The sequence below is a fragment of the Bacillus sp. 2B09 genome, from assembly GCF_003946835.1.
Lineage (GTDB): Bacteria > Bacillota > Bacilli > Bacillales > Bacillaceae > Bacillus > Bacillus altitudinis.
The window spans coordinates 200,874-215,513 of record NZ_RPSG01000003.1; the positions used below are offsets into that span (position 1 = coordinate 200,874).

Sequence of the window (14,640 nt, forward strand, 5' to 3'; positions counted from 1 at the left end):
AATTCGCCTTTTTCTATTACTTCTACTTCGCTGCCTGAAATGTATTTGTTTTCGATTGGTTATTGACCTTTCCATACGTCAGCTGACGCCAGATAAATTCCATCGGTCCAGACTTAAATCGCTTTAACCATAACGTACTGAAAAGGACAAGGAAGGCATACACGCCAATGCCAATGAAGAACGTACCAGCGGGTTGAAGATGATCTGCAAGTCCGGCTCCATATTTCAGAAACAGCACTGTTCCAATGATCGAGTGAAGCAAATAGCAGGTCAGGGACATCCGTCCGACCTTGGTAAAAACCATCAAAGCACCTCGCAGCTGAGGAACGTGCAAAAACAGCATCGCAAGTGAACTCATATAGAACATACTGCCAGTTAATCCTCCGTTTTGCTCAAGTGCAGAGACAATGTTCATCCATGGCGTATGTTCAAAAGGGGTGACCGCTGTCATAATCGTACTGCCTTGTGTGATAAGAAAAGCGATTGTACAAATCATCCAAATACGATTCCAAATCGCTTTTTTCGTCTCCATGTTTTTGAAAAACGACATTTTCACAAAATACACACCAAGTAAAAACATGAAGAACATCGAATAGACAGTGGAAAATGAGCTGGAAGCCATCGTGACCATATCGGCCCACCGGTCACCAATAGATGCTAAATAAGTCAGACTGTTGTGGCTAGTCAGCTCGAAATCAGCAAAATCCGGCTTGCCTGATGATCCCGTACTAATGGTATTGAGCAGCATTGAGAAAAGAGGCGTGAGCAATTGAATCACAAAGAGTGTGATCAGCCAGTACTGGATGGTTTTGGCTGTGCGTTTGTAAAAGAAAAGCAATAAGAAGCCTGCGACAGCATAATAGGTTAAAATATCTCCAATCCATACAAACGTGACATGCAGAAGACCAATCCCTAAGAGAATCGTTAATCTGCGAGCAAACAGCTTGTTCGGACTGTCCACCTTCTGAGCAGCTCGATCCATAAAAATCATAAACCCAACCCCGAATAGAAAGGAAAATAACGTAATGAACTTTCCTGAAGCAAACCAATTCACCAAGTTGTGAAATACATCATTAGACTCCATCTCAAATCCCTTGACCGAATCCACAATCAAAAAATAGTTGACCAAAATAATCCCCATTAAGGCGAATCCTCGTACGATATCCAAGAAATGCACCCGTTCTTTGAGACTCATTGGTTGTCCGTGTTCTACCTTGCTTACATTCATATTAATGCTCCTTTTCATGTATTGGATCTAAAGATAGATCCTTCAATGAATCAATATACAGGCCAATTCTTAATCATTTATGAAGATCCAATTTTTTGAAAATAAATGTGACAACTTGATGGCAATTGATCATATTCATAAACACTTAAGATTTATGGTGTATCTTTTCACATAGCTAGATGATATATAGTAATAATATATAAGAATGAAGTCATGGAGGATGAGGTGAGAGAGATATGACCCATCGAATATTAGTTGTAGAGGATGATCAGGATATTGGTGACCTGTTGCAGGAATCTCTGACACGTACAGGGTATGAGGTGTTGAGAGCCATGAATGGCAAGCAGGCATTGCATGTTATAGATGATTCGCTGGATTTGGTGATTTTGGATGTCATGATGCCAGGTATCTCCGGTATAGAAACGTGCCAGCAAATAAGAGCCACCTCAAATGTGCCGATTTTATTTTTGACCGCCAGATCTAGTACATGGGATAAAACCGAAGGATTACTCGCTGGCGGAGATGATTATATGACAAAACCTTTTTCAGAAGAGGAGCTTCACGCTAGGGTCATGGCGCAATTGCGCAGATATACCATCTATCAGGAAAAAAAGGAACAGGAAGAAACCTATTTAGTTGGTGGTAGCCTGAAGGTGAGTGAAGAATTTAATGAAGTGTGGAAAAGTGGGCAGCAAATCAAGTTATCTGATTTAGAATATCGGATATTAAAACTGCTCATGAACAAACGAAACAAAATATTTTCTGCTCAAAATATTTATGAAAGCGTGTGGGGCCAGCCTTATTTTTATTGTTCAAACAATACGGTGATGGTGCATATCCGAAAGCTGCGTGCCAAAATTGAAGATGACCCGGCTCGTCCCGTGTATATCAAAACAGAATGGGGGAGAGGATACCGGTTTGGCACATCGTAAATATACGCTGACCAAAAAGCTGTCACTGCTCATTTTGGTCGCTGCTATCGTAAGTGGTGTTGTCTTTTTGACACTGCAAAAGATTACTGATCACCTGATTGAAGGATATTTAAGTTCGGATGAGTACTATAAGGAAGAATCTGCTAGATACATTCAAACATTCAGCCGCTACGTTTCAGAACATGAGCTGACTTCAACGGATCGAAAAGCATTCGGTGAGTGGGTGAAAAAAGAAGATTATATTAATCTCACTGTTTACAAGGATGAAGTGCTTCAATATGACTCGATTTACTCTGCCGCTGACGAATCGGCCTATGGGAAAGAAAAGGTGACCGACTACGCAAAGCGTCATTCTTACCCGGTTCAATTTAGCGACGGAGAAGGTAGGGTTATGGTAGACGGATTTTACTCCTCTCGATATCACGATCTCGCCTTTACACTAGAACTGCTTGGTGCAACACTCATTTTTCTCCTGATTGTGCTTGTTGGCATTCGCCGAAGCCTACGTTACTTGCAAACGATCCGTCAAGAGATTCATATTCTTGAAGGCGGTGAGCTCGATTATGAGATGACAGTGAAGGGGCATGATGAATTGGCCATGATTGCAAAGAGCATTGAGGATTTAAGAACAGCCTTTTTGGACAAGCTTCAGGCTATTGATAATCTGCAGGAAGAGAGCCGCAGTTTAGTGACCGAAATGTCGCATGATATGAGGACCCCGCTGACATCACTCATCATGAATCTGGAATTTGCGAAAAAAGAGGAGGCTCTAGCGGATACCCGCAAGGAGCAATATATAGCGAGTGCGTATGGAAAAGCCCTACAATTAAAGAATCTGTCTGACAATCTATTTGCCTATTTCCTGCTAGATAAAGAGCACGAGTCAGAGCTTGAAACCGTTGCAGTGAAAGAAGTGATTTATGATCTTCTATCAGATCAGGTCGCCCTGCTGCATCAGGAGAATTTCACGGTCCATATTGTAGGCGAAATGCCGGATAGCTATATTAATGTGAATGTCGAGGAGCTTGGCAGAGTATTTGATAATGTGATGTCTAACTTACGTAAATACGCAGATCCTGAAAAGGACATTCAGATCACTTTTTTATCCGACCAAGATGTCTTTGAAATCCATGTGAGCAATGCGATAAAAAAGACAGACATCATACCGGAAAGCAATGGACTCGGGGAACGAAGCATCAAGCGGATGATGTCCCGAATGCATGGACAGTTTGAAAGTGTAGAAAAACACGATACCTACTACATCGTACTGCGATTTTGGAATACCAAAATGTAGAGAGCAAAAACAACATCATGGAATGGGGAAACAATCTGATGAAACGATTCAACAATTTCCAAAAGGTACCTGATCTTCTGCAAGCCCTTCTGAATATCTGCCTGTTCTTTCTAGCGATTGCGCTAAGCGTACTCTTAATTAGTGAAACATGGTACATCGTGCAATTCGTCTATAAAACATTGTTTAACAAAGGAGAAAGCTATTATGGAATGCTTGGCGAGCTGCTGATCTTCTTTATGTATTTTGAATTTATCGCCTTAATTATTAAATACTTTAAATCCAACTTTCATTTTCCGCTTCGCTATTTCATTTATATTGGCATCACAGCTGTCATCCGTTTGATTATCATTGATCATGAAGAGGCGGTATCGACATTCTGGTGGGCACTGGCCATACTTGCAATGACCTGTGCACTCTTTATCGCGAGCAAAAGAGATACTGCTCATGAGCATGAGGAAGTGAAGTGAGGAAGAAGAAGGAGGAGTGGTCAACACTCGTCTCAGCGTGTAGACAAACCCCTGCATTCGGTGTCAGTCCTGCGCTCCGGTGCTCACGAATGTCAAATTCGCTCCGCTCCAGTACTCGTCCTTCCTAGACTGCAAAGGTTTTCTATCACGCTGAAAAGAAGACAAAGGGCTAAAATCAAGTTCATTTTAGCCCTTTGTCAACAATCTGGGACGAGTGGTCAACACTCGTCTTTTTTGTGTTTAAATGAACAGTTTTTGAATATGTGTTGATTAATGAACAATGATTGAAAGATTGACAATTGATGATGATGTATCTAGAAAATATAATATAAATAGACAGGTGTTCATAAATGAATAGATGTATAGAAAAGGTATTCTGTCCAAAGCAGTTAACGGATTCACAAGTTCTTATGTTATGCTTTAGAAAAAGAGAAACCATTCTTTTCCTAGACATTGATTGTCATCATTCTATCTATAGGGGTCGATCGTATGCGAAGTATTCAAAGTTTGTTTGTTGAATGGTTACTTGTACTTACAAAGAAGAAACTGAATGTTGAGGGGTATTTAGAGGAACGAAGAATGGCGAATCAATTACCTTATGTGCTGCCTGAGAAGTTGAAAAAGAAATATCACATCACCAAAAGCAGCATGTTTTCAGTCGATACGTACATGTTGAAATCAGATGTGCAGCAAGATGATCATCAGGTGCTATTTTTACATGGAGGAGGCTATATTGAGCAGCCGCTCGTATGGCATTGGCGTTTCTTGGATCGATTGACGAAGCAATTAAATAGTACGGTATATGTGCCAGTTTATCCTAAAGCACCGAATCATCAGTATATGGATGCAATCGAGAGTGTTCTCCCAGTTTACCAAGCTCTTTTAGAAAAAGGAACACCAGAAAAAATCGTCATCATGGGTGATTCTGCTGGCGGCGGTTTATCGTTGGCCTTTGCTCAATACTTAGCAAAAAAAGGTCTTCCGCAGCCTGGAAACTTGATTCTATTATCACCATGGCTTGATGTGACATTAAGTAATCCTGATATCGCTAAAATGGTTCCAAAAGAGCCAATGCTCAACCTAGATTTACTAATCGAATCGGGCAAAGCCTATGCAGGTGATACAGATGAAACACATCATTTGATCAGTCCAATCTATGGAGAAATCAAATCGTTAGGACGAATTTCTGTTTTTATTGGCACTCATGAATTCTTTCTCCCAGATGCCCGGAAATTCAAAGAGATGGCAGACAAGCAGGGTGTTCCCATCAACTATATCGAATACCCAAAAATGAATCACGTCTTTCCTGTCTTCCCTATTCCCGAAGCGAACCAAGCGTTAAAACAAATTGTCGCCATTATTGAGAGTAAGACGTTCCCTTTGAGGGATATGACAAAATAGGATGCGAACATGAGGATGGCCAGCAATGCTCTAGCCATTCTCGTTTCTAATTGGAGGATCAAAAGTTAATTATGAACGAAACAGAACCGTTCTCATTTACAAGTATGCAGGAAGTAGCTCCTGTAGCTATTCCAGAAAGACAGTTCATTCAATCACATGACGGCATTCGTCTTGCTTATTATCCGTTTTTATCAGAAACAAACACGCAGACCAATGTGATCATCATTCATGGCGGAGGCGCTCACAGCTTGGCTGGTTATGAGCATATTGCCTATACATTGCAACATGATTTTCACGTGAATGTGTTTCTGCTGGATTTGAGAGGCCACGGATATTCTGAAGGAAAGAAGGGGGATACACCCAAAGTCACTGACGTGTGGCAAGATATTTCGCAAGTTGTGGATGTCATCAAACAGCAGCACGAAGGAGCACTTTATCTTTGTGGTCATTCCTCTGGAGCTGGATTGCTGCTTCAATATCTATCTTGGGATGAAAAAAGAAAAGTAGACGGTTACTTTTTTATTGCTCCTGAATTTGGCTACAAATCTGACACAGCGAAGTCTAATCAAGTCCCTTTTGCCACAGTTCAAGTTTGGAAATTCGTGCTATCTGCGATGACAAAAGGAAGGCTGATGGGGCATTCAGAAGCTGTACGATTTCACTACCCAGCATGGGTGATTGCACAAGATCCACTTCTTTTAACAGGCATTACCATCAATATGTCTCTTGCCTTAACGCCATCTGCACCTCAAAAACAATTTGCAAGGCTGGACCAGCCTTATGGCATGTTTGTTGGAAGCGAGGATGAGTTATACGACGTAGACAAATTTCATCCATATCTGGCGCTTCCAAATCAGCAGGTGAAAAATCAATCTGTTTACCAAGTGATAGAAAACCATACTCATTTGTCCATTTTACTAGAATCGGGAAAAAAGATTGGGTGTACCATCCAAATGTGGAAAAGTTCCATTTAACCTGAACAACTAGTCAACACTCTACCTTTTTCTTAAAAATTTACATTGACACCATCCTTTTCTATGATAAAATCATAGTGTGATAATGAGAATCGTTATCAAACGATATGACTACATATAGAATGGATAGGTGAGGTACATGTTCAAAAAATCTTTTTGGTCGCTATTAGTTGTGCTCTCCATCGTATTACTTGCGGCTTGTGGCAGTAATAGCAGCGAAGGCAAGTCAGATAGTAATGAGAAAACAAGAACCATTGAAAGCGCTATCGGTTCAACTGAAATTAAAGGATCGCCTAAACGTGTGGTGACGTTGTATCAAGGAGCAACGGATGCAGCCGTTGCTATGGGCATTAAACCAGTGGGTGTTGTAGAATCTTGGCTTGAAGCACCTACGTATAAATATTTAAGAGATGATTTAAAGGGTGTCAAAATTGTTGGACAGGAAACACAACCAAACTTAGAAGAAATTGAAAAGCTGAAGCCAGATTTGATCATTGCATCAAAAATCCGTCACGAGCAAATTTTTGATCAGCTGAAAGAAATCGCTCCAACTGTTGCAACAGAAACAGTGTTCACTTTTAAAGACACAGTGAATTTAATGGGTGAAGCGTTAAACAAGCAAGACAAATCAAAAGAATTGCTGACGAAGTGGGATGACCGCGTCGCTGACTTCAAAGAAAAAGCAAAGAAAGACATTAAAAACTGGCCAATGAGTGTGTCTGTGGTGAACTTCCGTGCAGATCATGCAAGAATCTATCAAACTGGGTTTGCAGGTTCAATTTTAACAGAGCTAGGCTTTGAAGGTCCTAAAAATGTCAAAGATAAAAAGCAAGATATCATTACACTTACAGACAAAGAGAGCATTCCACAAATGGATGCAGATGTGATCTATTACTTCATGGATGATCAGGATAAAGCAGTTGAAAAAGCATATAAAGAGTGGACAAGTCATCCTTTATGGAAGCAGCTTGATGCAGTGAAAGCGAAACAAGTGCATAAAGTCGATGAAATCACTTGGAACATGGCTGGCGGAATCACCGCTGCAAACATGATGCTTGATGATATTTATGATCGTCTAGGAATTGATCAATAAGTAGAACGGAGGAGAAAATGTGAACATGCCATTTTCTCCTTTTTTCCATAACAGATTGAAAGCGGGAATCAGATGAGAAGTTTATTAGAAAAGGATTCAAGCAAGGCACTGCTATTTGCTGGATTCATCGTATTGATGTTGGTCTTTTTTATGCTCAGTATTTCTCTTGGGCAAACCTCCATTCCCCTCAAAGCCACTATCCATGCGTTTCTTCAGTTCGATGAGTCAGATCCAAACAGTGTCATTGTCATGACATCCAGATTATCAAGAGCTTTAATTGCAACGGTCGTTGGATCAAGTCTAGCGATTTCAGGTGCACTCATGCAGGCATTGACGAGGAATCCGCTGGCTGCACCAGATCTTTTAGGTATTAATGCAGGTGGACTCTTTTTTATTGTGATTTCGATTGTTTTCTTTTCTACTGAGTCGTTAACAGGTTATATGTGGACGGCCTTTTTAGGCGCTGCCATTGCAGGTATGCTCGTCTTTCTTCTAGGCTCCATTGGAAGAGACGGACTGACACCGGTCAAAATTGTACTCGCAGGTGCTGCGATATCTGCTCTGTTTGCGTCCTTTACTCAAGGACTTTTAATCGTGAATGAACAGTCCATTCAAAGCATCCTGTTCTGGATGGCTGGTTCAGTGTCAGGAAGAAGTATAGATATGCTGCTGCCTGTGCTGCCTTATATTCTTGGGGCGACTGTGGTGGCGTTGCTTCTTGGCCGCTCGATCAATGTCCTTTTATCGGGTGATGATATTGCGAAAGGGCTTGGCCAGCGTACGCTTCTTTTGAAGATGACGATGGGGGTACTTGTCGTCTTTTTAGCAGGAGGTTCCGTCGCTGTTGCAGGATCCATTGGATTTGTTGGTTTTCTTGTGCCGCATATTGTGAAAAAGCTCGTTGGACCTGACCACCGCTGGGTACTGCCGTATTGTGCCGTTGTAGGGGCGTCGCTTTTACTTGTCGCAGACCTTGCCGCTCGTTTTCTGATCATGCCGCAGGAAGTACCGATTGGTGTCATGACGGCGGTAGCAGGAGCGCCTCTATTTGTTTATCTCGTGCGCAAGGGGTTGAAGACAGGTGGCTAAAACATATACAGTGCGTTCAAAGGGCGGACGCATTTCATTTCAATTTTCAAAGCGGACGTTTTTAATTTTACTATTATTGACAGGCATTGCCTTTGGTTTATTTATTCTGAGCCTTTGTATGGGCAGCCGGTTTATTCCGCCTACGGATGTGCTGCTGCATATCTTCGGACAAGGCGAGGGAAATACGTTTGTATTAAATACGTTGAGGATTCCAAGGACCCTGCTTGCGGTTTTAGTGGGAGCGGCACTTGCGGTATCGGGGCTTATTTTACAAGGTCTCATTCGAAATCCGCTTGCATCGCCTGACATCATAGGAATTACGAGCGGTGCGTCGTTTGGCGCCATTATGTTCATCGTCTTTTGGATGGGCACTGTGCCTATTGCTTATCAGTCGTTGTGGGCCATTGCAGGCGCTTTTGCGGTATCATGCCTCATTTATTTGCTTTCATGGAAAAAAGGCGTCAAGCCGATCACGCTCGTCTTGATGGGAATTGGGATCTCCGCCATTATGAAGGCGTGTGTGACGTTTACTCTTGTGCTCAGCGATACGATGACCACGACCAAGTCATACATCTGGCTGACGGGCAGTTTATATGGTTCTACAATGAAGGACGTCATCGCAATGCTCCCTTGGGTATTGATGATTTTACCGATTGTCATGGTGCTGGCAAGAACGATGAATGTAAAGGAGCTTGGAGATGATCTTGCAACAGGTCTCGGAGTCAAGGTTCAGGCGAAGCGGTTATTCTTTCTACTGATGAGTGTGACATTAGCCGGTATTGCCGTTGCATTCGCAGGTGGTATTGAATTTGTTGGACTGATGGCGCCACATGTGGCAAGGATGATCATCGGTCGTTCCTTTATTGCGCTTGTTCCAGCATCTGCGCTTGTTGGAAGTATTCTCGTGATGCTGGCAGACTTAGTTGCGAGAACGGCCTTTCTCCCGTTAGATGTCCCGGCAGGTGTGTTTACGGCGGCGATTGGTGCACCGTTCTTTATTTATTTGTTATATCAACAGCGAAATCGTTAAACGAAAGATGGGGGTTTTGACATGAAGCCAGAGTGGGTTGAGAGAGAATTACTTGATTTCGGGGTACACATCACAAATGGACCAATGACATCTGATCGCACACTTGCTGCGCTTTTTTCAGAAGCATCTATCAGACGTTTATTAGAAGCTGAAAAGGAAGCGATGCATGCACCGAATATAGCAGTGGCGGCGTCCATGTTTTCAAAACGCTATGCCTATTTAGCTGTTAGTTCTACTTTGTACTTGATGACGATGTATGATGCTGTCTACCGGTTTTCACCAGAGGCGTGTGTCTTTAGAGAAGATCGTAAAATTGAGCTAGATGAAACGCTCTGTTCATTTGTTCAGTTAGAAGGAGATCGTCATGAGTGGAGAGAACAGGTCGTCCGCATGCTATTTACGCAGTGTGTCACACCACTTTTAGATGTATTGAAACGTACTTCAAGACTTCCGTATTCAATTTTATGGGAAAATGTAGCGGTACGTATCAATTCTCTTTACCGTAGCATGATGCGAGAAACGGAAGAGCCTAAAATGAAAGAGCGCGTACGGGAGGATTATTTGTTTCTGAAGAAGGCATCGGGTGATCTTTTCGGAGTGGAGCAAAATCCGTTCCAGCACAGCTTAAATTTAGATGAAAGTTTGCTAGACACATCAAATCGAAAGACTTGCTGTATGTATTATAAGCTTGAGAAGAAATCGGAAAGTCTTGATTATTGTCTCGTCTGTCCGCTAAAGTAAAAAACACCTTATGCAAGGTGTTTTTTTATTAGATTAGATTTTTCTTAAATATTTATACGTAAATTTAAATATGATATTTATGTTATATTGTTTCATTATATAATCATATATGGAAGGAACTGATATGAAAAAAATTATCTTATATATCATCTTTATTTTCATCATCATCATTGGCTTGTTCTTCATTCAACCACTTAAAAACCACATCTCTTTTCTTAAAGTAAAAAGTACAAATCTTACTGAATTAAAGGTGGGAGAATTGAAGTTGGGATTAATAAAGAGAAACTATAGTGAAAACGAGTGGATTAAAACTTCAAATTCAAATTATTTTAAAGTGAATAATAGAAAAGAAATAGTGGCAATCTCTTTAGAAAATAATCAAAGTAATATAAACAACACAATAAATATTCATTCAACTAAAAAAGATATCTATGATTATTTAGGTGAAAATTATTATCGTAGAAATGACGATCAGGGATATGAGATTTTAGGCTATAAGGATTCAAAGCATGATATCAAAATAGAATTTTTCTGTTTAGATCGCAATATAGAAAGAATTATTATTAGTAAATTGGGGGAATAAACATAACATAATGATCAGAATCTTTATAGGATGAGAAGTGTGTTTGATGTTGTATGATCATCTTTTTTAGAGATATTAATTGGAAAGAGACACTGCTTGCTCATAGCAGTGCCTCTCTTTTTTATTCCCAAATTTCGCTTACCCATTCAGGGTGATCAATGAAAGGATTGCGATTGTGCTGGTACGTTTGATAGATGATTTCGTTACGATTCCGTTCGATTTGATCGACTGGATCTTGCTTGTGCCATTTCAATAGGACAGACATTTTGCCGTGAAGAGGGGCGCTTCCATTATTCACTTTGTTGTTTAATTCTAAATCTGGGAAGCGGTCATCGCCTTCATATCGGACGGCCATATAAAAGAGCATTCTTGCTACATCTCCTTTCACCCGGCTATGAGGTTCAAATGAGTCGTTGTCGTAGAAGTTGCCCGGCGCTCCCTTGTATTCGTTTCCGCCTATATCAAAATCTAAATTTCCTCGTGTGCTATTCGTTTGTACGTCTGTTGCCCGAAGGTGATGGAGATCTGTACCAGGTCCTTGGCTCGTCCCAAAATTGCCGTGAGATTTAGCCCACACATGCTCCCGGTTCCACTGTCCCACGTTTCCTCCATTTGCTTGCTTTGACCTGGAGATACCGCTATAGAGCAAGAGCACATTGCTTGGATTTTTTGGATCTTCATCCGTTTTCTTTAATGCATCCCAAACCTGGCTGTAGGATAGCTGCGTATGATCATCAATAATATCGTGTAATGCTTTCTTAAGAGCAGGCCCAGATTTGCCAGCAGCAGATTGGTAATAGGAATCAATTTGACTTGAAGCGGTTGTTTTCGCTTGTTGAGCAGATGTTTCGGTTTGAAGCTGTAACGGGGAAAAGGTGATGGCTTGACTCGGTTCATTCAGAGTAAAGCCTTGAGCATTTGCAGCGGGAGGCAACGGAGCGGCAAATGTACCGAAAATCATGATTCCGGCGGCCACAGTTCCAAATAAAGATCTTTTCATTCTATTTCCTCCTTCATAGGGAATGTATACTCTTTAGTTCTATCATATTGCCATAAAGAAATAAATGGATTTATCGTAAATTTTATGTAATCAATTCGTAAGAAAAGAGATTGCTATTTTATCAGCATTGCTGTATAAGTGGGCATATAAGGATGGACACAGCAAGGGAGAGGATGGATAACGTGAAAGAACTACACACACCTACTAGAACCATTATGACACCAGGACCTGTCGAAGTAGATCCGAGAGTCCTTCGAGTGATGAGTACACCAATTCTTGGTCAATTTGATCCTGCATTTACAGAGATCATGAACGAAACGATGACCTTATTACGATCACTTTTTCAAACAGAAAATGAATGGGCTTATCCAATTGATGGGACGTCCCGCTCAGGACTTGAAGCTGTGCTTGCCAGTGTGATCGAGCCCGGAGATGTGATGCTCGTTCCGGTCTTTGGACGCTTCGGTCATTTGCTGATTGAAATTGGACAGCGCTATGGTGCTGAGGTACATACAATGGAATGTGAATGGGGAACGGTTTTTAAGCAAGACGACATCATCGCAGAGATGCATCAAGTCAAGCCGAAAATTGTTGCGATGGTTCATGGTGAAACATCTACCGGAAGATTACAGCCGCTTGAGAAAATTGGAGAAACATGCCGAGCGCTTGATGCGCTTTTTATTGTAGACGCTGTGGCGACAATTGGTGGTGTCGAGGTCAAGGTAGACGAATGGAAAATCGATGCGGCAATTGGGGGCTCGCAGAAATGCCTGTCTGTTCCATCAGGGATGTCACCGATCACATATAATGACCGGGTGGCAGACGTCGTACAATCGAGAAAGAAAGTAGAAAAAGGGATTGCAACACAGGACGAACTGCAAAAACAGGTAGACATTTCTCCAATCAAAAGCAATTACTTTGATCTAAGCCAGCTGCAAGATTATTGGAGCCCGAGGCGGTTAAATCATCATACAGAAGCGACAACGATGCTTTATGCACTGAGAGAAGGGGTTCGACTTGTGCTGGAAGAAGGCTTGGAGGAACGTTTTCAGCGCCACTTGTTTCATGAAAAGGCTTTAATGGCAGGACTTGAAGCGATGGGGCTTGAATTATTTGGTGATCCAGACTGCAAAATGCCGGTCGTGACGTGTATCGTCATTCCAAGTGATATCGACGGAGAAGCGGTCCGGGCTGATCTTCTTCATCATTTTGGAATTGAAATTGCGAGTTCATTTGGGCCGCTTGCAGGACGGATATGGAGAATTGGCTCAATGGGCTATAGCTGCCGAAAGGAAAATATTCTATTTGTTTTAGCAGGCCTTGAAGCCATCTTGATGAAGTACGGAGCAGCCATCAATTGTGGCGCCGGGTTACAGGCGGCTCTTTCCATCTATGAACAAGCTGAATAAAAAAGGGATACTCAAAATACTCGCCACCAGCGGGTATTTTTTATTTGGGAAAAAACGCTGTTTTTTGAAAAACTAGACTTATAGAGAGCGATATCGCTATACTGAAGAAGTTCTTATCATTTTTGTCATCATTTTCATTTATTTTGAAGAAAGAGGTTTTAATATGAAAAAAATGGGCAGATTGTACATTTTGATGCTCAATATTTTTATTGCCATGCTTGGATTTGGTCTGATCGTTCCTGTCATGCCAAGTTATATTGAAGCCTTTGGCGCCACTGGAAAAACACTTGGTTTCCTCGTTGCTGCAACTGGCCTCACACAATTTGCTTTATCACCCGTCGCTGGAGCGCTGACTGATCGGTTTGGACGCAGAAAATTGATTATTGCCGGGATTGCCGGCTTTACGATTGCCCAGTTTATTTTTGCATTTGCCGATCAGCTTTGGATGCTGTTTGTGTCTCGATTTTTAGGCGGAGCTGCTGGTGCGCTGCTGATGCCCGCCATGTTTGCCTACATTGCTGATATCACAAGTGAAAAGGACCGAGGGAAAGGGATGGGTCTTTTTAGTGCTGCGATGACACTTGGTTTTGTCATTGGACCGGGTGTGGGCGGTTATTTGGTTGAGTTTGGAATTGCTTTTCCTTTCCTCATCGCTGGTTCCTTTGCAGCCCTGTCGACGCTGTTGTCTTTCTTGTTCTTACCTGAAACCTTAACAAAGGAAAAACAGGAAGAAGCACGATTGAATAAAGAGCTTCATTTCAATCCTTTTACGCAGATGATTCAGGCTTTAAAAACACCATACGGTTTTTTGTTTATCTTGGCCTTTGTTTTGAATTTCGGAATCATTCATTTTGAATCGATCTTTGGCTTATATGTGGACCAAAAACATGGCTTTACACCGAAGGATATTGCATTTGTCATTACGGTAGCTGGACTTGCCGGTGTCATTGTTCAAGGTGCTTTAGTAAATACCTTTGTGAAACGATTTGGCGAAATGCGAGTCGTCCGTTATGCCCTTTTAGCTGCGGCATTTATGCTGATCGCCTGCCGCTTTGCCCCTTCCTTTTGGCTCATTTTTACGGGCTCCATTTTATTTTTATCGGCCACCTCGTTTGTTCGTCCAGCCCTCAATACATTACTTTCTAAAATGGCAGGGAATCAGCAGGGGGTAGCAGGCGGCCTCAATACATCCTTTATGAGCCTTGCGAATATCGTCGGGCCAAGTCTTGCGGGTATTTTATTTGATGTGAATATTGAGCTGCCATTTATGTTTGGAACGCTGGTGCTTTGTATGAGTTTCATTGCTTCTATTTTATGGGCGAAAAAAGCGCAGCAACATTCCCATGCCGTATCGTAAAGACAGCATAGAAAAAACCGATCAGCACAAATGGATCGGTTT

At 41.7% G+C, this 14,640-nt stretch carries 14 protein-coding genes; 12 read left to right on the forward strand and 2 right to left on the reverse strand.

What is annotated here, in order from left to right; all coding sequences use genetic code 11:
- Positions 1 to 22: 22 nt before the first annotated feature.
- Positions 23 to 1,228: a DUF418 domain-containing protein gene (locus EBQ12_RS08515; protein ID WP_125589693.1), complete on the reverse strand. Its 1,206-nt coding sequence runs from the start codon at positions 1,226 to 1,228 to the stop codon at positions 23 to 25.
- Between the two features lie 236 nt (positions 1,229 to 1,464).
- Between EBQ12_RS08515 and EBQ12_RS08520 the strand changes: the two genes are divergently transcribed.
- From EBQ12_RS08520 to EBQ12_RS08565, 10 genes are all read left to right on the forward strand, one after another.
- Positions 1,465 to 2,160, forward strand: a complete 696-nt coding sequence (locus tag EBQ12_RS08520) for a response regulator transcription factor (protein ID WP_019743174.1) — start codon at positions 1,465 to 1,467, stop codon at positions 2,158 to 2,160.
- The gene (locus EBQ12_RS08525; protein WP_060832623.1) at positions 2,147 to 3,454 is read left to right on the forward strand and encodes a HAMP domain-containing sensor histidine kinase; all 1,308 of its coding nucleotides are present in this window, start codon (positions 2,147 to 2,149) and stop codon (positions 3,452 to 3,454) included. The genes EBQ12_RS08520 and EBQ12_RS08525 overlap by 14 nt, the downstream gene beginning before the upstream one ends.
- A gap of 38 nt (positions 3,455 to 3,492) precedes the next feature.
- Positions 3,493 to 3,921, forward strand: coding sequence for a phosphate-starvation-inducible protein PsiE (gene psiE, locus EBQ12_RS08530; protein ID WP_060832622.1), 429 nt, complete (start codon positions 3,493 to 3,495; stop codon positions 3,919 to 3,921).
- Between the two features lie 489 nt (positions 3,922 to 4,410).
- The gene (locus tag EBQ12_RS08535; RefSeq protein WP_047945374.1) at positions 4,411 to 5,322 is read left to right on the forward strand and encodes an alpha/beta hydrolase; all 912 of its coding nucleotides are present in this window, start codon (positions 4,411 to 4,413) and stop codon (positions 5,320 to 5,322) included.
- A 71-nt stretch (positions 5,323 to 5,393) separates the two neighbouring features.
- Positions 5,394 to 6,296, forward strand: coding sequence for an alpha/beta hydrolase (locus EBQ12_RS08540; RefSeq protein ID WP_060832621.1), 903 nt, complete (start codon positions 5,394 to 5,396; stop codon positions 6,294 to 6,296).
- Between the two features lie 139 nt (positions 6,297 to 6,435).
- Positions 6,436 to 7,389 (forward strand): ABC transporter substrate-binding protein, encoded by a 954-nt coding sequence (locus tag EBQ12_RS08545; RefSeq protein WP_060832620.1) that lies wholly within the window; start codon positions 6,436 to 6,438, stop codon positions 7,387 to 7,389.
- Positions 7,390 to 7,461: 72 nt separating this feature from the next.
- On the forward strand, positions 7,462 to 8,478 hold the full coding sequence (locus EBQ12_RS08550; RefSeq protein WP_060832619.1) for a FecCD family ABC transporter permease: 1,017 nt from the start codon (positions 7,462 to 7,464) through the stop codon (positions 8,476 to 8,478).
- On the forward strand, positions 8,471 to 9,508 hold the full coding sequence (locus EBQ12_RS08555; protein WP_035389316.1) for a FecCD family ABC transporter permease: 1,038 nt from the start codon (positions 8,471 to 8,473) through the stop codon (positions 9,506 to 9,508). Before EBQ12_RS08550 ends, EBQ12_RS08555 begins: the two co-directional genes overlap by 8 nt.
- A 21-nt stretch (positions 9,509 to 9,529) precedes the next feature.
- Positions 9,530 to 10,249, forward strand: a complete 720-nt coding sequence (locus EBQ12_RS08560; protein ID WP_060832618.1) for an IucA/IucC family C-terminal-domain containing protein — start codon at positions 9,530 to 9,532, stop codon at positions 10,247 to 10,249.
- Between the two features lie 124 nt (positions 10,250 to 10,373).
- The gene (locus EBQ12_RS08565) at positions 10,374 to 10,832 is read left to right on the forward strand and encodes a hypothetical protein (protein ID WP_039963822.1); all 459 of its coding nucleotides are present in this window, start codon (positions 10,374 to 10,376) and stop codon (positions 10,830 to 10,832) included.
- Positions 10,833 to 10,953: 121 nt separating this feature from the next.
- On the opposite strand, the gene EBQ12_RS08570 is transcribed toward EBQ12_RS08565, so the two are convergent.
- Complete coding sequence (locus EBQ12_RS08570; RefSeq protein WP_125589698.1) at positions 10,954 to 11,832, reverse strand: endonuclease I family protein; 879 nt, start codon at positions 11,830 to 11,832, stop codon at positions 10,954 to 10,956.
- 173 nt (positions 11,833 to 12,005) lie between these two features.
- On the opposite strand from EBQ12_RS08570, the gene EBQ12_RS08575 reads away from it, so the two are divergent.
- Both EBQ12_RS08575 and EBQ12_RS08580 read left to right on the forward strand, forming a co-directional pair.
- The gene (locus EBQ12_RS08575) at positions 12,006 to 13,241 is read left to right on the forward strand and encodes a pyridoxal-phosphate-dependent aminotransferase family protein (RefSeq protein WP_060832835.1); all 1,236 of its coding nucleotides are present in this window, start codon (positions 12,006 to 12,008) and stop codon (positions 13,239 to 13,241) included.
- 163 nt (positions 13,242 to 13,404) lie between these two features.
- The gene (locus EBQ12_RS08580; protein ID WP_035389313.1) at positions 13,405 to 14,598 is read left to right on the forward strand and encodes an MFS transporter; all 1,194 of its coding nucleotides are present in this window, start codon (positions 13,405 to 13,407) and stop codon (positions 14,596 to 14,598) included.
- Positions 14,599 to 14,640 lie beyond the last annotated feature (42 nt).

What these genes read in the sequence shown, in the direction of transcription:
- EBQ12_RS08580 (WP_035389313.1), top strand. Translation starts at nt 13,405, where the DNA reads ATGAAAAAAATGGGCAGATTGTACATTTTGATGCTCAATATTTTTATT.
- EBQ12_RS08545 (WP_060832620.1), top strand. Translation starts at nt 6,436, where the DNA reads ATGTTCAAAAAATCTTTTTGGTCGCTATTAGTTGTGCTCTCCATCGTA.
- EBQ12_RS08535 (WP_047945374.1), top strand. Translation starts at nt 4,411, where the DNA reads ATGCGAAGTATTCAAAGTTTGTTTGTTGAATGGTTACTTGTACTTACA.
- psiE (WP_060832622.1), top strand. Translation starts at nt 3,493, where the DNA reads ATGAAACGATTCAACAATTTCCAAAAGGTACCTGATCTTCTGCAAGCC.
- EBQ12_RS08560 (WP_060832618.1), top strand. Translation starts at nt 9,530, where the DNA reads ATGAAGCCAGAGTGGGTTGAGAGAGAATTACTTGATTTCGGGGTACAC.
- EBQ12_RS08550 (WP_060832619.1), top strand. Translation starts at nt 7,462, where the DNA reads ATGAGAAGTTTATTAGAAAAGGATTCAAGCAAGGCACTGCTATTTGCT.
- EBQ12_RS08575 (WP_060832835.1), top strand. Translation starts at nt 12,006, where the DNA reads ATGGATAACGTGAAAGAACTACACACACCTACTAGAACCATTATGACA.
- EBQ12_RS08515 (WP_125589693.1), bottom strand. Translation starts at nt 1,228, where the DNA reads ATGAATGTAAGCAAGGTAGAACACGGACAACCAATGAGTCTCAAAGAA.
- EBQ12_RS08565 (WP_039963822.1), top strand. Translation starts at nt 10,374, where the DNA reads ATGAAAAAAATTATCTTATATATCATCTTTATTTTCATCATCATCATT.
- EBQ12_RS08540 (WP_060832621.1), top strand. Translation starts at nt 5,394, where the DNA reads ATGAACGAAACAGAACCGTTCTCATTTACAAGTATGCAGGAAGTAGCT.
- EBQ12_RS08570 (WP_125589698.1), bottom strand. Translation starts at nt 11,832, where the DNA reads ATGAAAAGATCTTTATTTGGAACTGTGGCCGCCGGAATCATGATTTTC.
- EBQ12_RS08520 (WP_019743174.1), top strand. Translation starts at nt 1,465, where the DNA reads ATGACCCATCGAATATTAGTTGTAGAGGATGATCAGGATATTGGTGAC.